18 protein-coding genes and 1 tRNA gene are annotated in these 24010 nt (G+C 35.5%); 8 read left to right on the top strand and 11 right to left on the bottom strand.

Features of this window, described 5'->3' with window-relative positions; all coding sequences use genetic code 11:
• Positions 1 to 5: 5 nt before the first annotated feature.
• Positions 6 to 2729 (top strand): glycosyl hydrolase, encoded by a 2724-nt coding sequence (locus EOJ36_RS07605; protein ID WP_127803984.1) that lies wholly within the window; start codon positions 6 to 8, stop codon positions 2727 to 2729.
• Positions 2726 to 3391, top strand: coding sequence for a DNA alkylation repair protein (locus EOJ36_RS07600; protein ID WP_127803982.1), 666 nt, complete (start codon positions 2726 to 2728; stop codon positions 3389 to 3391). The genes EOJ36_RS07605 and EOJ36_RS07600 overlap by 4 nt, the downstream gene beginning before the upstream one ends.
• Here the strand turns inward: EOJ36_RS07600 and EOJ36_RS07595 are convergent.
• Together EOJ36_RS07595 and EOJ36_RS07590 are read right to left on the bottom strand one after the other, a co-directional pair.
• Positions 3388 to 3762, bottom strand: coding sequence for a DUF7793 family protein (locus EOJ36_RS07595; RefSeq protein ID WP_127803980.1), 375 nt, complete (start codon positions 3760 to 3762; stop codon positions 3388 to 3390). The genes EOJ36_RS07600 and EOJ36_RS07595 overlap by 4 nt on opposite strands.
• Entirely contained in the window at positions 3763 to 5604 is a 1842-nt protein-coding gene (locus tag EOJ36_RS07590) for a glycoside hydrolase family 13 protein (RefSeq protein ID WP_127803978.1), read from the bottom strand. It lies immediately after the preceding gene.
• 205 nt (positions 5605 to 5809) lie between these two features.
• Here EOJ36_RS07590 and glmS point away from each other — a divergent pair, with 205 nt between their 5' ends.
• Positions 5810 to 7645 (top strand): glutamine--fructose-6-phosphate transaminase (isomerizing), encoded by a 1836-nt coding sequence (gene glmS / locus EOJ36_RS07585; protein WP_127803976.1) that lies wholly within the window; start codon positions 5810 to 5812, stop codon positions 7643 to 7645.
• Between the two features lie 72 nt (positions 7646 to 7717).
• Here the strand turns inward: glmS and EOJ36_RS07580 are convergent, their stop codons facing one another.
• Together EOJ36_RS07580 and EOJ36_RS07575 are read right to left on the bottom strand one after the other, a co-directional pair.
• Complete coding sequence (locus EOJ36_RS07580) at positions 7718 to 8443, bottom strand: sugar transferase (protein ID WP_127803974.1); 726 nt, start codon at positions 8441 to 8443, stop codon at positions 7718 to 7720.
• 46 nt (positions 8444 to 8489) lie between these two features.
• Positions 8490 to 9704 carry a BaiN/RdsA family NAD(P)/FAD-dependent oxidoreductase gene (locus EOJ36_RS07575; protein ID WP_127803972.1) on the bottom strand — a complete coding sequence of 405 codons (1215 nt, stop codon included), beginning with the start codon at positions 9702 to 9704 and terminating at the stop codon, positions 8490 to 8492.
• A 21-nt stretch (positions 9705 to 9725) separates the two neighbouring features.
• Between EOJ36_RS07575 and EOJ36_RS07570 the strand changes: the two genes are divergently transcribed.
• Genes EOJ36_RS07570 through EOJ36_RS07560 form a run of 3 tightly spaced genes read left to right on the top strand, consistent with a single transcriptional unit; the run spans position 9726 to position 13361 of the window.
• The gene (locus EOJ36_RS07570) at positions 9726 to 10835 is read left to right on the top strand and encodes a glycoside hydrolase family 130 protein (protein WP_127803970.1); all 1110 of its coding nucleotides are present in this window, start codon (positions 9726 to 9728) and stop codon (positions 10833 to 10835) included.
• A 1-nt stretch (position 10836) separates the two neighbouring features.
• A complete protein-coding gene (gene gloA2 / locus EOJ36_RS07565) occupies positions 10837 to 11229 on the top strand; it encodes an SMU1112c/YaeR family gloxylase I-like metalloprotein (RefSeq protein WP_127803968.1) in 393 nt (130 codons plus the stop codon).
• Positions 11226 to 13361, top strand: coding sequence for a DUF4954 family protein (locus tag EOJ36_RS07560; protein ID WP_127803966.1), 2136 nt, complete (start codon positions 11226 to 11228; stop codon positions 13359 to 13361). Before gloA2 ends, EOJ36_RS07560 begins: the two co-directional genes overlap by 4 nt.
• A 103-nt stretch (positions 13362 to 13464) precedes the next feature.
• Here the strand turns inward: EOJ36_RS07560 and EOJ36_RS07555 are convergent, their stop codons facing one another.
• The 3 genes from EOJ36_RS07555 to uxuA are packed head-to-tail and all read right to left on the bottom strand — an operon-like array spanning position 13465 to position 18658.
• A complete protein-coding gene (locus tag EOJ36_RS07555; RefSeq protein WP_127803964.1) occupies positions 13465 to 14709 on the bottom strand; it encodes an MFS transporter in 1245 nt (414 codons plus the stop codon).
• Positions 14710 to 15468 carry an SDR family NAD(P)-dependent oxidoreductase gene (locus EOJ36_RS07550; RefSeq protein ID WP_127803962.1) on the bottom strand — a complete coding sequence of 253 codons (759 nt, stop codon included), beginning with the start codon at positions 15466 to 15468 and terminating at the stop codon, positions 14710 to 14712.
• A 1-nt stretch (position 15469) separates the two neighbouring features.
• Entirely contained in the window at positions 15470 to 18658 is a 3189-nt protein-coding gene (uxuA, locus tag EOJ36_RS12080) for a mannonate dehydratase (protein ID WP_317125905.1), read from the bottom strand.
• 171 nt (positions 18659 to 18829) lie between these two features.
• On the opposite strand from uxuA, the gene EOJ36_RS07540 reads away from it, so the two are divergent.
• The gene (locus EOJ36_RS07540; protein ID WP_164847869.1) at positions 18830 to 19561 is read left to right on the top strand and encodes a glycosyltransferase; all 732 of its coding nucleotides are present in this window, start codon (positions 18830 to 18832) and stop codon (positions 19559 to 19561) included.
• A gap of 29 nt (positions 19562 to 19590) precedes the next feature.
• Entirely contained in the window at positions 19591 to 20757 is a 1167-nt protein-coding gene (locus EOJ36_RS07535) for a helix-turn-helix domain-containing protein (protein WP_127803958.1), read from the top strand.
• Positions 20758 to 20765: 8 nt separating this feature from the next.
• Here EOJ36_RS07535 and EOJ36_RS07530 read toward each other — a convergent pair whose 3' ends face one another.
• From EOJ36_RS07530 to EOJ36_RS07515, 4 genes are all read right to left on the bottom strand, one after another.
• Positions 20766 to 21896, bottom strand: coding sequence for a glycosyltransferase family 4 protein (locus EOJ36_RS07530; RefSeq protein ID WP_127803956.1), 1131 nt, complete (start codon positions 21894 to 21896; stop codon positions 20766 to 20768).
• 104 nt (positions 21897 to 22000) lie between these two features.
• Positions 22001 to 22072 (bottom strand) — tRNA-Arg (locus EOJ36_RS07525).
• Positions 22073 to 22083: 11 nt separating this feature from the next.
• Positions 22084 to 22800 carry an RluA family pseudouridine synthase gene (locus EOJ36_RS07520; protein WP_127803954.1) on the bottom strand — a complete coding sequence of 239 codons (717 nt, stop codon included), beginning with the start codon at positions 22798 to 22800 and terminating at the stop codon, positions 22084 to 22086.
• 8 nt (positions 22801 to 22808) lie between these two features.
• Positions 22809 to 24005: an anhydro-N-acetylmuramic acid kinase gene (locus tag EOJ36_RS07515; protein ID WP_127803952.1), complete on the bottom strand. Its 1197-nt coding sequence runs from the start codon at positions 24003 to 24005 to the stop codon at positions 22809 to 22811.
• Positions 24006 to 24010 lie beyond the last annotated feature (5 nt).

Below are 24010 nucleotides of genomic sequence, written 5' to 3'. Positions count from 1 at the left end.
CTTTTATGAAGAAATTATTTTCTAAGATTTTAATTCTTTGCCTATTATTCTCTATGAATTTATTCGCATCAGGACCACAAGGTCCTGATGTTTTTTTTACCACCAAACCCTGGACTTACTGGTGGTGGCCGGGTAGTGCGGTTAATGAAAAAGGCATTACCTTTCAATTAGAGGCATATGCAAAGGCCGGATTTGGAGGTTTGCACATCATTCCAATTTACGGAGCCAAAGGATTTGAAAAGGAATTTTTGCCTTATTTATCACCCGCTTGGGAGAAGCAATTTTTGTTTGTTTTAAAGGAAGCAAAGCGTTTGCATTTGGGCATTGATATGACCTTAGGGACTGGGTGGCCCTTTGGTGGTCCGCAAGTTTCTACCAAAGAAGCTGCCAAATCATTCAAAATTGAAACCATTTCGCTTGCTAAAGGAGATAAAATTCCAGTCATTTCTCCTCAAACAGCTAAGCAACCCGATTCGAAAATTATTTCCATTTCCATTTATGATGGATCTACTTTTCATAAAGAATTATATTCTGAAAAAGAACCTACTCACTATTTAACCTATTCAATAAAAGAAGAAAAACCCATTATTTATGTGGTTTATGAAACTTTTACACAACAAAAAGTAAAACGTGCAGCACCCGGTGGCGAAGGATTGGTCTTGGATCATTTCTCAAAAGATGCCTTTAATCACTACAAAAAAGCATTTGAACCAATTTTAAAAGCCGCCAATGGAAATTTAAGAGCTATCTATTCGGATTCTTATGAGGTGTATGGCGCCAATTGGACGGAGCATTTTTGGGATATTTTCCAAAAAGAAAATGGCTATGATTTGCGAACCCAATTGCCTGTTTTAGTCAAAGAAAAGGTAGAAAATGAAGCTGAAAATCAAATTTGGGCAGATTACCACCGAACTCTTGGGAAATTAGTCAAAGAAGAATTTACCCTTTCTTTCAATGATTTTGCACATCATTCAGGGGTGAAAAGCAGAGATCAAGCACATGGTAGTCCCGGAAACCTAATTGATTTATATGCTTCCGTAGATATTCCTGAATCCGAATTTTTTGGATCGAAACCTTATCCAATTCCCGGATATCGAATCGATCCAGATTATGATTCTACAACTTTTGGAATTCCGGATATTAAAATTATTAAATTGGCTTCTTCGCCTGCACATTTTTTAGGAAAGAAATTGGTGACAAGTGAAACCGCCACCTGGTTGGGAAATCATTTCAAGGTTTCTTTGGCGCAGGTTAAGCCCATCGTTGATGAGGTGTTTTTAGGTGGAGTAAATCATTTGTTTTATCATGGCGCGACATATTCTCCGCCCGAAGTAAAATGGCCAGGTTGGTTGTTTTATGCTAGTACGAATTTCAATTACAATAGTCATTTCTGGGGTATGTTGCCTGAATTGAATGCCTATATTGATCGTTGTCAAACCAAATTACAAAACTCAAAATCTGATTCGGAGGTACTTTTGTATTTTCCAATAGAAGATATCTGGCATGCAGAAAATGGCAAGGGAAAGATTCATACCTTGGATTTACATGCCAAAAGTAAAATTTGGATGAAAAATACTCGATTTGGCTATTGGGCTGATTTGTTTCAAAACAATGGATACCAAGCAGATTATGTTTCAGACGAATTGTTAAAACAAATCAAATTGGGACCCAACCGAACGTTTATTTCTCCTGCCGGACAGTCCTATAAAATTCTGTTTTTACCTGCTGTAGATTATCTTTCCTTGGAAACTTTGGAGAGAGTTTCTTTGTGGGTAAAACAAGGCTATCCTATTTATTTCTTAGAGCATTGGCCACAAAATCATAATACATTTAATTGGAGCAATGAATTGGAGGCTCGTTGGCAGGATGCCGTTGAGCATTTGAAATTAAAGGTGATTCATGATCCAAGAGATGTAATGCAAAGGCATGGCGTTGTTCGAGAAACCAATTTGTCTGAAAATAATTTAACTTATTTCAGAAAAAAGACAGCTAATGGTTCACTCTATTTTATTTCAAATTTAAGCGCAAATGTCCAAGATTCTGAGATCAATTTAGGTAAAATAAGAGGTGGATACCGAATTTTTTATCCTTTAACTCAAAAAGAAATTTTTGGACAAATTTCAACAAAACAAAAATTCTTAAGTCTTCGCTTAGAACCTGGTGAGTCTGTTTTTATCGAAAATTACTCTGCAAAAACAGGGAAGAAATTGGAACTAACAAATCCATATTGGCGCCAAGAAGTGGTTTTAGAACCCAACGTTGAAATTGATTTTATGAAGGGTGAGCCTAATTTGCCTCAAAAATTATCTTTTTTAAATCCAGAATTTTGGACAGTGGATAGCACTACTCAATATTTTTCAGGTACAGGAAAATATACACTGAAGTTTAAATTGGATAGTTTGGCTTTGAAGCAAAGTAAATTTATTCAGTTTACTGATATTCGAGACTGGGCAAAGGTTCGATTAAATGGAAAAGAGTTAGGAAATGTTTGGGCTATTCCATTTAAATTGGAGGTTCCGGCTAATTTGTTGAAAGAAGAAAATGTTTTAGAATTAGAAGTCGGTAATGTTTCAGCAAACCGCATTCGTTATTTGGATCAACAAAAAGTTTTATGGAAAAATTTCCATGAAATCAATTTTGTGAATATTCGATATGAGTCGTTTGATGCCTCCAAGTGGCCTGTTGAGCCAGCTGGATTCGCAGGTAAAATAAACCTTTCCAATCGATGAGTCCTTGGCTTGAGCAATTGAAAATAGCTTTAGAGGCGAAGTCCAATAAGGAAAATGCATATTGGATGACAAAATACATGCGTAATCAATTTCAATTTTTGGGAGTTAAAAAACCAGAACAAATGGAGGTTTTTAAACAGTTGTTTAAATCCTATCCCTTTCCCCAAAATTACCTTGAAATTCCCAATGAAATGCTGGATTTACCTCAGCACGAATTTCATTATTTGGCGATGGTTTTGGTTCAAAAATTGAAAAAGGATTGGGATGAAAATGTGTTAGATTGGGTAGAAAAAACAGCCTTGAGATATCCTTGGTGGGATGTGACAGATGTACTTGCTCCTAAAATTCTGGGACCTTATTTTTTGAAATATCCCCAACAAAAATCTAATTATTTAGACCGTTGGATGGCATCCAATAATTTCTGGTTACAACGTATGTGTATCATTTATGTTCTCGATTATAAGGACAAAACCGATACAGCAGATTTGCAGGAAATCATTTTACAATTAGCAAGTTCCAAAGAATTTTTCATTCAAAAGGCCATTGGTTGGGTGCTTAGACAATACGCTAGAACCAATCCGAATTGGGTGTTACAATTTGTTCAGAACAGTTCTTTGCCTGCTTTGAGTAAGCGGGAAGCACTCAAGCATTTAAAATCTTAAAGATATTGTTGCAACCACTTTCGAGCATCCGCTTCATTTGAAAAACTTTTCATTGGTATTGGCGACTGCTGAAATTTAAACAACAAATTCATAATAAAAGCACCTAAATTTCCTTCAGAAACCATGGCCATGGCGGTATAAATTTCTGGTAATTTTTGTTTGCTTAATTCCCGAGTAGCCTTATCGGGCAAAGGAGAAGGTTTTAAAAAGATTAATAGGGGAACTGCTTTGTTCCCCGTGATACTTTTGACCAATTCAACATTCTCTGAAATATTTTCAACGGTTCGTTGGATACTTTTTGAATAGGAAATTAGCAATTTTTGATCCTCAAATTTATAATCGGCAATGGTACCTTTAATTAAATTGCCCATTTAGTTTACCTCCAAAATAAGTACTGATTTTGCAGGCACCTCTATGGTTTTTCCTAATGTAGAGGTTTGGCCATTGTATATATTTTTAAGTTTTGCATTTGCAGGTAAAAGCTCCTCATACAAATTTGCCTCAACCGATTTTGTTTCAGCATTTTTATTGACAATGACCATCACTTTGCTTTTATTAGAATATCTGAAATAGGTATAAATACCATTTTGTGGAGCAAAATGGGTCATTTTACCGTTTGCAATTGCATCGTTACCTTTTCTCCAGTTTAACAATTTTTTTACAAAATCTTGACTCTCTTTTTCGTCGGCACTTAAATTTATTCCCTTTACTGCATCTTGCGAGTCGCCTTTCCAACCTCCATAAAAATCTTTTCTAATTTCACCGTGTTCAGTGCTATTAGGATTCGAGAAATTTATTTCTGTCCCGTAATAAATTTGAGGAATTCCGCGTAAGGTGGAAATCATCGAAAGCCCCATTTTGAATAAAGCCTTATCATTTTTCATTTGGGTAAAGAATCGACTCATATCATGATTGTCGCCAAAAATCACTAAATTTTCTGGATTCGGGTACACCAAATCATTTGATAATACACTGTGAATTTTTGATAAACCTTTTCCCCAGCTTTCTGGTTCAGAAAGTCCTTCAGAAAGTGCATTTTGTAAAGGAAAATCCATTAGGCTTGGTAATCCAGAAACATACCCATTTCTATTGATTTTGCCCTTTTGCCAATAAGAAGTGATGATTGGGTTACTCGACCACTCTTCTCCCACCATGTTCATTTTTGGATATTCTGCACTAACGGCCTGAGTCCAAGCATTGGCAAAATTTCGGTCAGAATATGGGTAGGTGTCAATTCGTAAACCACCTAAATTCCCATATTCAATCCACCAGATGGTGTTTTGGATTAAATATTTGGCTAGAAAGGGGTTCTTTTGATTCAAATCGGGCATGGTCGGTACAAACCAACCTTCTACTTGTTTTTTGTAATCTGCCTTGGATGCATGTGGGTCTTGTTGGGTTTCTCTCACGTGATTGGTTGAAACAAACTCGCCATTATAATTGATCCAATCTTTGAAAGGTTTGTCTTTCATGAAATAATGGTTGCTACCAATATGGTTCAAAATGATATCCCAAACCATTTTTATTCCACGTTTTTCTGCTTCTTCAGAAAGTTTTTTGTATAATTCATTTGTTCCAAAACGTGGATCAATTTTGTAGTGGTCGGTAATTGAATATCCGTGATAACTTTCATTTTTTTGGTTATTTTCAACAACAGGCATGTTCCAAATGGCTGTAAAGCCCATTTCCTTGATGTAATCTAAGCGGTCGATAATGCCTTGTAAGTCGCCACCATGTCTGCCATACATGTGTGAACGATTGGGATTTGGCTCCTCCATGCTCGGTGCGGCATCGTTTGAGGGATCACCATTGGCAAAACGGTCGGGTGTGATTAAATAAATTACATCTTTGGGAGAATACGACTCTCTTTCTGCCGAATGCGGTTTTCTTTGTTCTAATGCATAAGAAATTTCGTGAATGACTTTCCCATTTTTTATTACTTGCAAAGGATATTTTCCAGCAGGTAAATTTTTATCGATTAATAAATCGACAAACAAATAATTGGGACTATCTGCTTGATGAACCTTTTTAATTTTAATTTTGGGATTTTTAGAAATAACTGTCCCGCCTTTGATATCATTGCCTTGAATCAATAATTGTAAAGCAGGATTTTTCATTCCTACCCACCAATTCATGGGTTCAATACGCAAATTGGTTTGTGCTAGACTTAGAAATGGGAGTGTTAGGATTAAAAGACAGAATCTTAATTTCATGTGTTTATTTTTTGTAAATTTTGATGCAAAATTTGAATAAATTTAGGAAATAAAAAATATTACTTAGAAGAATACAATTTCAAATGAGGAAGTAAATTGTCAGTATTATTTCAGATATTATTTGTTTAAATCCAAATTTTAAGTGTATTTTGTAAAATTATTGCCCTATTTGAAATTTAAAAATTATTAAAAAAATACAATTACTATGTGTGGAATTGTTGCATATATTGGCTCTCAAAATGCCTTCCCAATTATTTTAAAAGGATTAAAAAGATTAGAATATCGTGGATATGATAGTTCTGGAATAGCCCTTTTTGATGAACATATTTCCTGTTTTAAGAAAAAAGGCAGGGTAAGTGAATTGGAAGCATGGAAAGATTCAGTAACGCAAACGGCACAAGTTGGTATTGGCCATACACGTTGGGCCACTCACGGTGAACCTTCAGATGCAAATGCGCATCCACACACTTCAAATAATGGTAAATTGACTTTGGTTCATAATGGAATCATTGAAAATTATGCTTCTTTGAAAAAGGAATTGGAGCAAAAGGGGTACAAGTTTAAGTCGCAAACTGATACAGAAGTTCTAGTTAATTTCATCGAAGATATTCAGAAAAACAACAATTCAACCTTAGAAGAGGCCATTCGCTTTGCATTGAAAAGAGTTATTGGTGCTTATGTAATCATTGTGATGGAGGAAGGTTATCCGGATCGTTTAATTGCAGCTAGAAAGGGTAGTCCCTTAGTAATTGGAATTGGCGATGGGGAACATTTTCTGGCTTCAGATGCGTCGCCTATTATTGAATACACCAAAAAGGTTATTTATGTAAATGATTATGAATTAGCAATTATTTCTCGTGATGAGGTAAGTTTAAAAAACCTAGGTAATGAGCCAGTAACACCATATATTCAGCAATTAGATATGGAATTGGCCCAAATAGAAAAGGGTGGCTATGACCATTTCATGTTGAAAGAAATTTTTGAGCAACCAGATAGTTTAACGGATTGTTTGCGGGGAAGATTAGAACCAGAAGCCGGAATATTAACGCTTGCTGGGGTTGAACAAAACTTGTCAGCTTTTGCTCAAGCCAAACGAATTGTAATCATTGCTTGTGGAACTTCGTGGCATGCAGGATTGGTTGCAGAATACATGATTGAAACGCTTTGCAGAATCCCAGTAGAAGTAGAATATGCTTCCGAGTTTCGATACCGAAATCCAGTAATTGGCGTAGGTGATGTAATCATTGCAATTTCTCAAAGTGGAGAAACCGCTGATACGCTTGTTGCCATTGAAAAAGCCAAAGAGCAAGGTGCCTTTATTTTTGGTGTAGTAAATGCGGTGGGTTCTTCCATATCTCGTATTTCTCATGCAGGTGCATACACACACGCTGGACCAGAAATTGGGGTTGCAAGTACCAAAGCCTTTACAGGCCAATTGACTGTTTTGGCCATGATGGCAATGAAAATTGGTAAGGAAAAAGGAACTATTACTGCAGCAACTTATCAGCATTTGATCAAAGAATTAGGTCAAATTCCAGAAAAAGTAAAAAATACTTTAGCTGCACATTTGAAGGTAAAAGAAGTAGCCGACAAATATGCTGATGCGCGCGATTTCTTATTTTTAGGTCGTGGATATAATTTCCCAGTTGCCTTAGAAGGTGCTTTAAAATTGAAAGAAATTTCCTACATACATGCAGAAGGCTATCCAGCTGCTGAAATGAAACATGGTCCTATTGCGCTTGTAGATGAAAACTTACCTGTTTTATTCGTTGCGACAAAAGATGCTTATTACGAAAAAATTGTGAGTAATATTCAAGAAATTAAAGCCAGAAAAGGGAAGGTTATTGCGATCGTAACAGAGGGCGATGATTTAATCAAAGGTATGGCAGATGATATCATTGAGGTACCAGAAACAGATGAGTTGCTAGCACCTTTAGTTTCTGTGTTACCAACACAGCTACTATCTTATTACATTGGGGTTGCCCGTGGATTAGATGTTGATAAACCGAGGAATTTAGCGAAAAGTGTTACAGTGGAATAAAAGGGATAAGGTATAAGGTATAAGGTATAAGGGATTAATTTTTATACCTTATCCCTTATACCTTATACCTTATTAATGCCCCCCTGCTTTTGCAACCACAACTATTCCCTTCCAAATAACATACAGGTCTGTTAATAGAAGTTTCCAAGGAGATAAAGTCAGATATCGATGAACGTATTCGTATTCAAAATCGGGTTTTCCAAAATCAGAAGTTCCTTTTCTAACGTGTCCGTAACCTAATAAACCTCCGCGTACCAATTTTCGGGTTACATTACCTTGGGCCAAATCCCGTTCGTAGTGATGAACAGCTAGCGGTCGAGGACCTACAAAAGACATATCTCCTTTCAGTATCAAGTAAAATTGGGGAATTTCGTCTAAGTATGTTTTTTTGACGAATCGACCCATATAGGTTCTTGCTTCAGGCATCCATTCGTTTTTGTAGGCATGCCAATCGCCCTTTGCCTGAAGATCCTTGTCAATGTATTTTTCTTTAATCAATCTGATTTTCCATTTTTTGAATACCTTTCCGTGGCTAACGCCATTATAATAAAAGAATAAGGGTCCTTTATTTTCAGGAATTAGTATTCCTTCAAAAAAATTGAAAATCCATAGAAAAATCAAAATTGGTGAAGTAGCCAAAAAGAAAAATAAAGCCAAGGTTTTGTCAAATAATAATTTTGGGAAGGGCACCTTGATGGGGACCTTCAATTCAAAAATATGCTTGTATTTGGCTTTGATTTCCTCGGTGGGAGGGGTGTAGGGAAAAGCTTCAATAGGTTCTTCTATCTGAGCGGTCATTGGTAAATTATTAAGCTATAAAATTAATAATAATAATTAAAATTGGCTATTTAATTGGCTTGAGTTTTCCGGCAATAAATCCTGTTGTCCAGGCTGCTTGAAAATTAAATCCGCCTGTTATGCCATCAAGGTCCATGACCTCTCCTGCAAAGTAAAGTCCCGGCACTTTTTTCGATTGCATCGTTTGAACATCTATTTCTTCCAAAGAAACTCCTCCTGCAGTGACAAATTCTTCTTTGAAAGTCGTTTTTCCTTCTACTTTAAAAGGGTCATTGATCAAGGTATTTAGTAATTTGTTGAATAATTTCCCCTGAAGTTCTTTCCATTTTAGAGTTTCAGTAAAATTATTTTTTTCTAATAAATAAGCCCAAAATCTATTGGTGAAAGGGAAGGGACAAAAATTTAAAAGTAATTTATTTCCATGGCTCATAATTGCATTTTCTAGAATTTCTTTTGTTTGCATTTCTGTGAAATCCCCTAGCCAATTAACGAGTAAATTGAATTTGTAATTTTTTTCATTTAATACTCGTGCCCCCCATGCAGATAATTGTAAAATTGATGGCCCGCTCAAACCCCAATGCGTTACTAAGATAGGTCCTATTCCTTTCAATTTTAAACCTTCAATTCTTGCACTTGCATTTTCAATTACATTACCCATTAACATGTGTAATTTTGTATCAGAAATATTGAAAGAGAAAAGTGATGGGACAGGTGGAATTATTTGTAAGTCAAAATTTGATAATATGCTAAATCCTTCAATTTTTGGCTGTCCGCCAGTAGTTAAAATAACCTTGTCTGCAGTATATTCACCAGTTTGAGTAATTAGGAGAAAATTATTACCTGATTTTTTTATTTCTTTTACCCCTTCACTTGTAAATAAGTCTATTCCTAATCGATGTGCTTCTCGCATGAAACAGTCGATGATAACTTGTGAGTCATTTGCCTTTGGGAAAACACAATTGTCAGGATAAGTGTGAAGGGCAACATTTCTTGTTTCAAACCATTCAAAGGTGTCTTTAGCATTAAATTCTTCAAATGCCTTTCTAAGAAATTTTTCACCTCTAGGATATTTTTCTGACAAAACTCGGTTATTAAATGTCGCATTAGTTACATTACATCTTCCGCCACCCGAAACCTTGACTTTTGCCAAAAACTTACTGGATTTTTCTAAAATGGTAACTTCAGCACCTGAATGGTGTTTTTTTACTGACAATGCTGCGAAAAATCCTGCAGCTCCTCCTCCTATTATGACAACTTTCAATGAAATTTAATAACTTTGTTTATGATTCAGATTCGTAAAAATAGACTTTTCGTTCTTGTTTTCACATTTTTGTGTACGATTAATTTTCTTTTTGCCCAAAATTGGCAACTAAACAATTTTAAAAAACAGGATAATCAAAATCCTATTTTGTCACCATCCTTATCTCAAGAATTTCTCTGCCCCGTTTCTGGTAAAAAAGTTTTTTGGGAAGCTAGGAATGTGTTGAATCCTTGCGTGGTTTTAGTAAGCAAAGTGAGCAAGGTGAGCAAAGTGGAAAGTAAAGTATTTTGTTTGCTTTATCGAGCACAAGATTCAACAGGGATGTCGCGAATTGGATTAGCAACTTCTTCAGACGGTATTCATTTTAAGAAAAATCCAAAACCTATACTTTTCCCTGATAAAGACGAATTTTTGAAATATGAACAAAAAGGAGGAATTGAAGATCCTCGAATTGTCCAAACCGAAGACGGTGGATATTTTTTAACCTATACTTCCTATGATGGGAAGACGGCTAGGCTTTGTGGAGCGTTTTCTAAAGATTTACTTACTTGGACAAAGATTGGCCCACTTTTTAAGTCTGAAAAATACATCAACCTTTGGTCTAAATCTGGTGCTTTAGTGGTGGAGAATATAGGTACCTCTATGATTTCCAAAAAAATTAATGGGTTTTATTGGATGTATTTCGGTGATACAAATTTGTTTTTAGCTAAATCAACTGATTTGAAGAATTGGGAGATTTGTGAAGATGAAGAAAATAAAGAAAGAATTGCTGTCTTGGGACCAAGGAAAGGTTATTTTGATAGTCGTTTGGTAGAACCAGGCCCGTATGCCTTATTAACCCAACAGGGCATTTTAATGCTATATAATGGAAGTAATTCTTTAAATTTTGGAACTTCTCAATTTCCAAAGTTTACTTATTCAGCTGGTCAGGCTTTATTCTCCTCAAAAGAACCCTATAAGTTATTGAAAAGAACAGATAATCCTTTTATTTGGCCCAATAAGGATTACGAAAAAGTAGGAGAGGTCAATGAGGTTTGTTTCATTGAAGGTTTAGCACATGTGGGCAAAAAGTGGTATTTATATTACGGAACAGCTGATTCTAAAATTGCTGTAGCCATTAAGGATAAATAAAATGGGTTTAGGTCTAAAAAAAGTACATCACATTGCCATAATTTGTTCTGATTACGAAAAATCAAAGAGCTTTTATGTGGATGGACTTGGACTAAAAATCGTTCAGGAAATTTATAGGAAAGAACGAGATTCCTATAAATTGGATTTGGCCATTGGTGACAATTATGTAATTGAATTGTTTTCATTTCCTAATCCACCCCAAAGACCAAGTAGACCCGAAGCAAGCGGCTTGCGACATCTCGCCTTTGAAGTAGATAATATCGAAAAAAGTATTGAGCATTTGCAAAGTTTAGGAATTTCCACTGAGCCCATTCGAGTAGATGAGTTTACTGGCAAACGATTCACCTTTTTTGAAGATCCCGATTTTCTACCCTTAGAATTATACGAAAAATGAATAAAATTTATAAAAAACCCTTAGCTGAGTTAGGCTTTCAATTTGTTAGTGGAGATTATTTGCAGCAAGGTGCAGATGAGTTTGTTTTTCGTGACCAAAAAGTTGACAAATCCATTTTTAGACCCTTGTCTATTCGTGAAATAAATATTTTAGAATCTAACCTAAATGAGGCAGAAAACTGGAAAGACATTTTCGTAAAAGAAGGATTTAATGCGCATTTGGTAAAAAATTGTCGTTTTTTTGGCATCAACCGAATTGGAAAATTAGAAAATTGTTTTCTTGAATTTAAAAATCTTCGAATGCCGGTTGGTTTGTATAATTCAACTATTATTTCTTGCGATTTTGCAGATAACGTGGCCATTGATAGGGTCAATATGTTGTCGCATTACCAGGTGGGAAACGAAGTGATGATTTTGCAGGTAAATGAATTGGCAACTACCGCCACAGCAAAATTTGGAAACGGAAGTGTAAAAAAAGGTGAGGAAGAAAAAATACGTATTTGGTTGGAATTAGGAAATGAAAATGGTGGTCGAAAGGTAATTCCATTTTTACAAATGAAACCAGGAGATGCCTATTTGTGGACAAGAAACAGAGATGATAAAGCACTTCAAGAAAAGTATATAGAAATGACTTTGAAGGAGTTTTCTAGTGAAAGAGGATTTTATGGACAAATTGGCGACCGTACAGTTATTAAAAATACGGGTATCATCAAAGATGTAAATATGGGTCCTGATACCTACATCAAGGGAGCCAATAAATTAAAGAATTTAAGTATTTTGTCTGTGCCTGAGGCACCTAGTCAAATTGGGGAAGGTTGTGAATTGGTAAACGGTATAATCCATGAAGGTTGTCGGATTTTTTATGGCGTTAAAGCTGTTCGATTTATATTAGCGGCCCATTCTCAATTGAAATACGGTGCTCGATTGATTAACTCTTATCTAGGAAGTAATTCAACTATTTCATGCTGTGAAGTATTAAATGCATTGATTTATCCCGCCCATGAACAACACCATAACAATTCGTTTTTATGTGCGGCCGTGGTTCAGGGGCAAAGTAATATGGCTGCTGGAGCAACCTTAGGTTCAAACCATAACTCAAGAGGAGCGGATGGAGAGTTGCAAGCGGGCCGTGGATTTTGGCCTGGTTTGTCTGTTGCTTTGAAGCATAACTCTAAATTTGCATCCTTTAACCTGATCTCTAAAGGAAATTATCCAGCAGAAATTCACAATCCTATTCCATTTTCTTTGATTGGAAATGATGATAAAACAGGCGGATTATTAATTATTCCTGCTTATTGGTTTTTATACAACATGTATGCGATTGCACGTAATGCATGGAAATTTGAGGCTCGAGATCAGCGTTTGGTAAAAGACGATTTATTAGAATTTGATTACCTCGCACCAGATACCGTTTTTGAATTATTGAATGCCATTAATTTATTCGAAAAATGGGCAGGACAGGAATGGTTGAATGACCCGAAGAATGCCAATGAAAATCTAGAGTTATATGTGGATGGAATTGAGAATTCGAAAAAGAAAACCAAAATTGCCAAGGTATACAAAGCCTATCATGCGTTTAAAGATATTTTATATTACCACGCTGCAAAAGAATTATTGGCAACAATGGAGAGAAATCAATCCAAAGACCCAATACTATTATTAAAAGAAACCATTTCGAAAAGTACACCGATTGTTGATTGGGAAAATGTTGGTGGACAATTAATTCCTAAAAGTGCATTGCAGGAATTGAAAAATAATATAAAATCTGGAAAAGTAAATTCTTGGTTACAAGTACATCAATTTTATCAAGCACAAGCTAAATTATATCCAGACCAAAAATTTGAAAATGCCTTGAATGGTCTAATTCAGGTTCTTGGTAAAAAAGAACTTTACGAAAAGGAAACATTTACTGCTTGGTTAAATAAAGCCATAATCGTTTCACAAAATCTAGCAGATGGGATTAAAAACTCTCGTAAAAAGGATTTTCAAGATCCGTTCAGATTAGCCATGTTTGGTAATGAGGAAGAAATGAAAAAAGTTATTGGAGATTGGAAATCAAATGATTTTATTCTTCAAGCAGAAAAGGCAAACAAGGAGTTTGTAGAAAAACTTTGGAAGATATTTAAGGGATAAGGTATAAGGTATAAGGTATAATAATTTTCCCTAAAACCTAACACCTTATCCCTCATCCCTAATCCCTAATCCCTAATCCTTCATCCCTCATCCCTTATCCCTTTTACACTTTTACCAGTTTCGGATTAATTACATGTATCAATCCCCAAGCAAAAACATAAGCCATTCCACAGATAATAAAAATTAGGTTGTAGCCTTCTGTGATTTGTCCATTTGATTTATATGACTCTAAAATAAGGCCTATAATTAAGGGAAATATAACGCCTCCCAAAGATCCTGCTAATCCACCGATTCCAATTACTGAACTAACTGCCGATTTGGGTAGCATATCGGAAACCGTTGTATATATATTGGCCGACCATGCCTGATGCGCCGAAGCAGCTAAACTGATGAGTGCCACAGCCTCCCAAATATTAGTGGCATATTTTGCCATGAAAATGGGTACGGCTAACAGTGCATAAAACAACATGGAATATTTTCTTGCCTTGTAAACAGGCCATCCTTTTCGCATCAACCATCCAGGAATAAATCCACCGCCTATACTCCCAATAGATGTACAAGTAAACAAAACTGCAAGGTGTATACTTGGCTTCTTTAAATCTAAATCAAATGTAGTATTAAAATAAGACGGCAGCCAAAATAAAAAGAACCACCAAATGGGATCTGTAAAAAATTTACCAACAATGAATACCCATGTCTGTTTCAATGTAAACAATTTTGCATACGGAATTTTTACATCGTCAGTCTCTGTTTCTTCTGCAATTTCTCTTACAACAATTCCTTTTTTACTTGGGAGCTCGTAAAAGATGATCCAAAAGATTAACCAGATAAATCCAATAGCTCCTGTGATCAAAAAGGCCTCCTGCCAACCATAGGCACCCAGAATCCATGGGACCATCACTGGTGCTACCATGGCTCCAATATTTGCTCCCGAATTAAAAATACCCGTAGCAAATGCACGTTCATGTTTTGGGAACCATTCGGTTACTGATTTGATGGCCGCCGGAAAATTACCCGCTTCTCCAATACCTAATGCTGCTCTTGCTGCCCCAAATCCGAAAGATGATTTTGCCAAGGCATGTGCCATGGCGGCTATGGACCAAATGATAATGGAAATAGTGTAACCTAATTTACTGCCAATGCTGTCAATAATTTTTCCAAATAACAATAATCCTACGGCATAACTTGCCGTGAAACACATCACAATAAAACTGTAATCCGTTTCCGACCAGTTTAATTCTTTTTCCAAAGTAGGTTTCAACAATCCAATTACTTGACGATCCAAATAATTGATCGTTGTTGCAAAAAACAAAAGGGCTACTACTACCCAACGAAAGTTCTTATTCATTTAAAATCCGATTGAATTACCGCCATCTACTGGCAAAGAAACACCTGTTACATAACTTGAAGCATCCGAGGCTAAATATACTGCCGCCCAGGCTACATCTTCAGGCTTTCCAAAATGCCCTGCCGGAGTTCTGTCCATTGCCTTATGTTTTCTGTCAGGATCCGAATTCATGGCTGTTCTGCTCATGGCAGTTTCAATGAATCCAGGTGCTATGGCATTTACTCGAAGTCCATATTGTGACCATTCTGAAGCCAAGACTCTTACCAAACCATATATACCTGTTTTAGATGAAGCATAGGCCGCCACTCGGTCAATTCCATAATAGGCTGCCATGGAGGATATCATAATAATAGACCCCGATTTTCTTTCCAACATGTGCTTGCCAACTTCTCTTGTTAAGGCAAAAACTGCATTTAAATTCGTTTGAATTATTCTGGAAAAATCTTCGTCAGATACCTCCACCGCATGTTTTTTCATGTTGATACCTGCATTATTGACTAAGACATCAATCTTTCCAAATTTTGCAAGTATAATTTCCACTAAGGTTTTTGTTTGGCTCAAATCACTTACATCATTTACCACATAATGTGTATTGGAACCAATTTCAGCTATCGCTTCTTTTAATACCTCTTCTCTTCTTCCAGTAATGATCACAGTCGCACCTGATTGTACAAAACATTTGGCCATATCTAAACCAATGCCAGTTCCTCCGCCAGTAATCAGGGCTACTTTTCCTTCTAATGAAAATGGGTTATTCATATTATTTTAATTGATAAATTTCTACTAATTTTTTCATCTCTGCCAAGCTTCTCTTGGGCGCCTCGTATGGGATAGGCATTTTTGAAAAAGTTTGAAAATACAACAAGCAAGCATCTCGCCAATTTGAAGCCTCTCTGTGTTGAACAGCTAATCGACCTTTTACATCATTGAAAATTTCCTCATCAACCGTTCCTTTTACAGATTCCCAATCTTTTTGCAATTGTCTTACTTCTTCTACACCCGTATAATATCGAAAACAAAGTTCATTCCAAAGAGTTCTTCCGCTACTCAGTTTTTCATTCCAGGCCACATGATGGAACCAAAGCAAAAATTTCAAATCGGTAGTTTTGGGGTCAGCCCATTGTTTTTGAACTTCCGGATGGTACAAACTCAAAGCAGCGCTTCCAGATTCTTTTCGGTTAAATCCAAGTCCTAAACTATCTGCTCGGTGGTAATAAATAGAAGTCCAATCTGGTCGCTGACTTCTTGTCAACCAAGGCTCTGGTCCCCAGTGGATCGATTGCCCCATGATGTGATGTAAGCCCAAAGGTGTTGTGAAATTTACATAGGTTTCTCTCGATTTCATCAACATATTTTCAATGGTTTGGACAGATTTTTCATTTTTTGTTAAACTCATTTTTGTCCATTCTTGAGCAATTTTTTCCGAACTCAACTCATAATCCCAAGCCAATCTGCCAAATGCATACCAGTTGGCTTGCGACATCAAATGTCCGGTCCAGTTTCTGTCTGAACCCGTATTAGCTACTCCAGCAATCATAGATATTTCTTTGGCAACAGTTGATCCTTTACCTTTCGAATAGGTGTCTGCATCAAGTGTTTCCTTGAACAGAACCGATTGGTAAAATAGATTGGTTGAGAAACCTAAATATTCCTGAGTTATTTGAAATTCTAAGCCCAATGGGGTTTTTGGCATTGCGCCAAATAGGGGATGGAAGGGCTCTCGCGGCTGGAAGTCAATTGGTCCATTTTTAACTTGTACAATTACATTTTTTGCAAATTGTCCGTCTAGAGGTTTAAATTCATTGAATGCTTCTTTGAATCGGTCCCCATTTGGGTTTGGGCTGTACACAAATGCACGCCAAATAACCTTTCCACCAAATGGTGAAATGGCCTCTGCTAACATATTTGCGCCATCGGCATGGGTTCTACCATATTCTTGTGGACCAGGCTCGCCTTCTGAATTGGCTTTAACTAAAAACCCACCAAAATCGGGCATGTATTGATACACTTCTTTTGTTTTATCTTTCCACCACTGTCTAACTTGTGGATCTAAGGGATCTGAGGTTTTTAATTTTCCTAAAATTTTAGGTGAGGCAAAATTTAAAGATAGGTACACCTTAATTCCGTATTTTCTGAAAACATCGGCAAGTGCCTTAACTTTTGATAAATATTCTGGGGTTAAAAATCTAGCACTAGCATTCACATTGTTAATTGCCACCGCATTAATGCCAATAGAAGCATTTGCTCGAGCATATTCAGTGTAACGTGGATCAATTGTTTCTGGTAATTCATACCATTTCCACAAGGAGGATCCTGCATAGCCACGCTCGATTGTTCCCAATACATTGTCCCAATGATTCAACATCCGTAATTGTATCTTGGGTATAGATGTTTTAGAATGTAAATTTTCTTCCTGTTGAATTTGTCTCAAAAAGGCAAAAACTCCATATAAAATCCCATTGGGTTCAGACGCTTGGATGCTAATTTTGTTCGAAAGTAATTCTATTTTGAAGCCTTGATTGGCAATTGCTGGATTTTTTTCAAACAAAATATTTTTTGAGTTGGGGCTTGAATTGTCTTTTCCCAGCATACCGTTTAAACCATTGAGTAATTCTTTTTCAGCTGTTTGAATTACTTCAGATGGTCCAAAATTATTTACGATTTTACGGGAAACAGAAACATATTTTTGTGGCTGAGCCGATTTATCATACTTCAACCAAAGTCGATACCCATCATCTGCACGTAGATTAAAGCAAAAGAAAAGCAAAAGAGTTAACATCGACCTAACCGCTAGTTCTACCCCCCGCAATTCTGCCAAACCTTTTAAACGACCTATGCCCGTATAGCCTGGATATGTTTTTTTATGCAAATCATCTAACATCTGATGTCCGTGGTCTGGTCGCATAGGCAATTGTTTTTGCGTTATTTTTTCTAAAGTAACAATTTCTTTAATGACCTCTACCATAGGTACATCTCCGGTCAAATGGTCTGCTTCATGGAAAATGAGCGGATTATCTTGTTCTCTTTTGGTAGCTCTTAAATGGACAAAATGGATTCGATCGCCAAATCGACGAATCATTTGCGGTAAATCATTATCGGCACGCACTCCCAAAGAGCCGGTGCAAAAAGTGATTCCATTGGCATTCACCGGAGAAGCATCCATTAAATCGGCTAAGTTTTTTTCGGTGCTCACTACGCGAGGAAGTCCCAATAAGGGAAAAGGAGGGTCATCGGGATGGATACATAATTTGATGCCTAATTCTTCTGCAAAAGGAGCAATGGATTGTATGAAATAATGCAAATTTTCTTCTAATTCTTTCGCGCCAATTTCTTTGTAATTGTCTAATAAACTTTGGAAATTTTCTAGATGAAAGGCTTCGTTGGAGCCTGGTAAACCTAATAAAGCCGTATTTTTCAGCTCATCAATTTCGACTTGACTCATTTTTTCAAATCGTTCCAAAGCAGCTTTTTGCACTTCCTCTGTGTAGTCTGATGCCGCGTCTGGACGTTTGAGAATAAACAAATCAAAAATGGAAAAATCCACCCACACAAAACGAAGCGCAGTTGCGCCGTTTTCAAGTTCATAAAATAGTTTGGTTCTAGACCAATCTAAAACGGGCATAAAGTTATAGCAGACTGTTTTTATACCGCAATCGGCTAAATTTTGTAGGCTAATTTTATAATTTTCAATGTATTTTTCGCGACTTGGTAAACCTTTTTTGATGTCTTCATGAACCGGTAAACTTTCTACGACCAACCAATTTAAATCCGACCAATCTTTATTGCCAGCTTCGATGATTTGAATTCGTTCTTGAATGGCATCTTTTGTCCAAACATCTCCTACAGGAATTTGATGAAGTGCAGAAACTACTCCCGTACAACCCGCCTGACGAATATCCATCAAGGAAACTGGGTCATTAGGACCAAACCATCGCATGGTGTGAATCATAGTTGAATTTAAATAGGTTTACAATTTTAATTATTCTATAAAGATTCGAAAATCTAATTTCTAATCAAAACTATTTATAATTATGAATTATGAATTATGAATGGTTCATGAGCTTGTCGAAGTATGAGTTATGAATTATGAATTATGAATGATAAATTTGTGTCGACAATAATGAAAAATTCCAAATTGACTTTAGATCTGGTACATCCAATTTACAATCCCAAAAAAGGATGGGCAGAAGATTTGTGGTTTTATTTTTCAGCTTTTCAAAAACCAATTCAGGAGGAATTTGAAATTACGCTTTACTTGGTCAACGATGGCAGCTCTCATGGAATTCATGTTTCCGAAATAGATTTTTTAAAAAGTAAAATTCAAAAATTTATTTATTTAGAATTGCCCATCAATCAGGGGAAAGGGGCAGCATTGCGGGAAGCAATGAAGAATTGTCAATCGGAATTTATCATCTATACTGATTTTGATTATCCTTATATTTTAGAAAATGCATGGGATATGTTGGATAAATTAAAGTCTAGAGAATCCGACATTGTGGTAGGAGTTAGGGATGAACAATATTATGATCAATTGCCAATGAGGAGAAAGATTTTCTCACTCAGTCTTAAGTTGATGAACTATCTGTTTTTTCCAAAATTAAAGGTAAAGGATACGCAATCTGGTTTGAAAGGATTTAATCAAAAGGGAAAATCCATATTTTTGAAAACTCAAATCAATGCTTTTTTGTTTGATATGGAGTTTTTGGTGTTGGCTTCAAAGGCACACGAAGTAAAAACAGATTGGATTTATGTGCAAGTAAGAGAAGGTGTACATTTTTCCAGTATGAAATTGAAAACAATTGTAACAGAATTGTTTAACTTTAGTAAGATTTGGATGACCAGTTCAAATTAAATTATCTTACTTCTTTTTTAAATTCCAATATGGATGCAATTTTATATAATTTATTTCATTTTGGAATTAGCCTTTTGTTCTTAATTTTTGGAATAAAATTAATTTTTCAAAAAGGCTTAGTTGCAACTAAAATTCTCGGATTAAACCTGCTCATATTAACAGGGCTTATCCTTCTTTCTTTTTTCAGTACTCCCGAATGGATGATGAAATTCCCTCATTTGTATCGAGTGAGCTCTCCTTTCGTTTATTTGTTATTCCCATTGGCTTTCCTATTTCAGGAATTTATGTTGTTCCCGAATAAGAAATTCAAACCCATTTACCTTTTGCATTTTTTGCCTTTCATTTTAAATTTTATTGAATTACTTCCTGTTTATTTTAGTAGTAGGGAATTGAAAATGGAATTTTTCAAAGAAATGATTCAGCAAAATTCATTATTAGTTTACCCTATTAAATCCTTTTACGTCCTGAGTGGTTCTACACATTCCAAAATTCGCTTAATTCAATTTTTCATTTATCTAATTTGGATGATGGTTCGTTTAAAAAGATTCTTTGAAGTAAATGGAATCAAAATAGAACATAAAAATCGATTATTGATATATTGGTTAGTTGGCGATATTGGATTGAAATTCATTACGATTTCCATTAATTTTTATTTTTTTATTTTCCCTTATGAAAATGAATTGATATTTAATTGGCCCGATTTATTTAAAATTATTGATTACATTGTTTTAGTTTTATTTTTAATTTATAATCCAAAACTTTTGGATGGTATCCTTTTAAAAAGTTTAGTGCTTCAAAGTTTTCATATAAAAAAGGAACTTGAAAATAAACCTGAACTTTCAGAAGAAAGTCAAATGATTTATCAAAAAATTGATGATTATTTTGCCACTAGAAAAATGTTTTTAAATCCAGATTTTAATCAAAATATTATTGCCGCAGATTTGAAATTATCAAGTAAAAAAATTTCTACTATTATAAAGGAATTTACGGATTTGTCTTTTAAAGATTATGTAAATACCTGGAGAATTAAGTACTTAGAAGAGATTTTAAAAGATGGTTCTAATTCCAAAAATTATACCATTGAGGGGCTTTGCTCTAAAGTTGGTTTTGGAAGTAGAGCTAATTTTTACTTAGCCTTTAAGAAGTTGAAAAATATTTCACCGAAAGAGTATTTTAAAATTCAAATGAAAAAATAATGCTAAAATTATTTTTTCAATAAATCCTCTAATAGCTTATAATATTTCTTCTGAGAATCTTCAAAAAACCTCTTTGCGTAATTAGTTTGATAACTTATTAATTCAGCAGTTTCAGATTTTAATATATGCTGAATTTTATTTGCAAGATCTAAACTGTTTTCAGGTTCAAAATAAACCCCATCTGGACCAACCACTTCTGTGAAACAAGATCCCTTAGGAACTAATACGGGTATTTCTGAAACCATAGCTTCCAAAATAGGGATTCCAAATCCTTCAACTTTTGAAGTATAGGCAAATAATTTTGCTTGCTGATAAATGCCCGATAGATCTTCAAAACTAATAAAAGGTAAAATGTGGACTTTAGCTTCTAACTTATATTTTTGAATTAATTTTTCTACTTTTTGCGTATAAGGAGTTCTTTTTCCAATTAAAACAATATCTGGTCGATCATTTTCGGGAATTTGAGCAAGCGCCTCAATGAGTAAACCCACATTTTTTCGTTCCTCAATACTGCCCACATTTAAAATGTATTTGTCTGGCAAATTATATTTTTGCATGATGATTGCTCTCCTCTCATCTGAAACTTTGTCGAAATATATCTCATTACATCCTTGATAGATTACTTGTATTTTACTTTCATCTACTTGAAAAAATGCAATGATATCTTTTTTAGTTTCTTCACTAATGGCAATAATCAAATCGGCTTTTTCACAGGCCGATGCCAATTTTAATTTGTAAAAAAAACGGTCGATAACCGGAAAATATTCGGGAAATCGAAGAAAAATGACATCATGGACTGTTAATACTTTTTTTACATTCGGAGGAAGTCCCAATGGTAATTCATGACTTAATCCATGAAAAACGTCTAATTCTTTTACTGATGTATCAAAAGAAATAAAAAAGGTTCTCCAAATAGATTTTAAAAATCCGAATTTTAGAAGTCCCTTTGGTTGGATGATATGAACATTAGATGTTGAAAAATAATGTTCTGTACCTTTATTTTTTCTTGTATTGGGTGTATATAAAAAGTATTGATTTTCCGGGTGACTTTTTACTAAAGAATCTACAACAAACCTGGAATAATTTCCAAGTCCTGTATTGTTTAAAAAAAGTCGCTTCGCATCAAATCCAATTTTCATAAAACTAATTTACAAATCTCGATAGGATAAACCTTTGATTAAGCTATAAAGTCCTCATTCCATTTGTCACTTACCACTCCTCACTCTCCACTTTTCACTTAAAGTAGCCCCTACAGGAATCGAACCTGTATCTTAGGTACCGGAAACCTACATTCTATCCATTGAACTAAGGGGCCAGGGCACAAATTTAGGAATTCTTCTCCAATGTCTTTACCAATACATTGAAGTCTTTTGGATACGGAGCAATAACTTCTTTTACATCTCCATTCATTAATTTAAAGGTTAAGCTGTAAGCATGCAAAGCAACTCTTCGCATGAGTGGTAATTCCTCCGTTTCTTTTTTTAGGTTAAATTTCTTTTTCATGTCCGATAAAAAGAAATAATGTCCACCATACATTTCATCACATACAATCGGAGCTTTTAGGCAAGTCAAGTGAATTCTGATTTGGTGCATACGACCTGTTATCGGTAAACATTCAACCAAGGTGTAACCTCTAAAAACTTGTAAGGATCTAAACCAAGTTTCCGCATGTTTGCCTTTGTTTCTATCAATAATGACCTTGCCATCTTTTAGTGGAAAAATAGGCAGATTGACCATAATTCCATCCCAATCGTGCATTCCTTCCACTACCGCATGATACCTTTTTGCCGTTTCTCTGTGCTCAAATTGCATAGAAATGGAACGGTATGCTTCTGGATTTTTAGCAATGACCAATGCACCAGTAGTTTCTTTGTCAAGTCGATGACCCATTTGTGCATCTTCTGAATAGGCCTTTGCCATTCGCAAAATAGAAGGGGCAAAATCGTCTTTTCGTTCGTCTAATGTTGAAATACCAGAAGGTTTGTTGATGACGATAAAATCGGAATCCTCAAATAAAATAAGATCTTGAAATTTTAATTTCATACTGCAATTTACAGAGGAAGGCTAATTTTTCCTAAGCTTGGCCAAGGGGTATCGCCCAATTTTCTATTTTTGTAAACAGTTGCATCCGATAAAGTCTCATTAGCTAATAAGGCAAAAAGGACTGCTTCTTTTGCACCTGAATCAAATCCCAATACATCAAAATCCTCACAATTGAAATTTGGATTTAATTCACTCAATCGTTTCATGATGAAGGGATTATTACTGCCGCCTCCACTGATTAACAAGCGGGTTGGATATGTGTTGTCGATGTGCAAATATTGGTTAATGGCATCAGAAATGGATCGGGCTGTGAGTTCACTGATGGTGCAAATGAGGTCTTCTGGAGATAAATGAATGTTTCCATCCAACATAATTTTGTTCAGCCAATCTAAATTGAATTTTTCAGGACCTGTACTTTTTGGAAAATTTTCTTTGAAAAAATCATCCTTTAAAATGAGATGCAATAAATCTTCTGAAACTTTTCCTTTATTGGCAATGGCTGCATCTTTGTCGAAACTCTGTGCAGGGAAATATCTTCTCACCAATGCGTCAATCAAAGTATTTCCAGGACCTGTATCGGTAACCCGAATAGCATGTGGATCCAAATCGCCGGGGATGTATGTGAAATTTCCAATGCCTCCAATGTTTAACAAAATTCGGTTTTCACTTTTCTGAGAAAACAATAGATAATCGCCAAAAACTGCCAATGGAGCCCCTTCTCCACCTGCAGCTATATGTTTTTGTCGGAAATCAGAAAGCGTAATAATTCCAGTTTGGTAGGCTAGGTGATCTCCATCGCCTATTTGAATGGTTGAATGCGGACGAGAATGATCTCGCATGGGTCTGTGCATTACCGTTTGTCCGTGACTGGCAATTACATCTACTGAATCATTTTCGATATTCCATTTTTGTAATAAATCATTTACAATACTTGCATGTTTTTGTGCCACTTCAACATTCAGTGTTGAAAGCTCTGGAAAATGAATTTCTTCTTTGGCAAATATGGTTCGCACTTTTTTCTTAAAGGCTTCGTCAAAAGGTACCGATTCAAATTGAAGAATTTCAACCTGCGTATCCGTCCCAGATCCTATGAATTTGCATAGCGCAACATCAAGACCATCCATTGAGGTTCCCGACATCAAACCAAGGATAATCTTGGAATCTTTTTTACCAATTTGAACTAATTTTTCAAGAATAGGATTCATACTGC

The organism is Sandaracinomonas limnophila, assembly GCF_004005965.1.
Lineage (GTDB): Bacteria > Bacteroidota > Bacteroidia > Cytophagales > Spirosomataceae > Sandaracinomonas > Sandaracinomonas limnophila.
The sequence above is the reverse complement of the archived record's forward strand: the minus strand, read 5'-3'. Positions and strand labels throughout refer to the sequence as shown.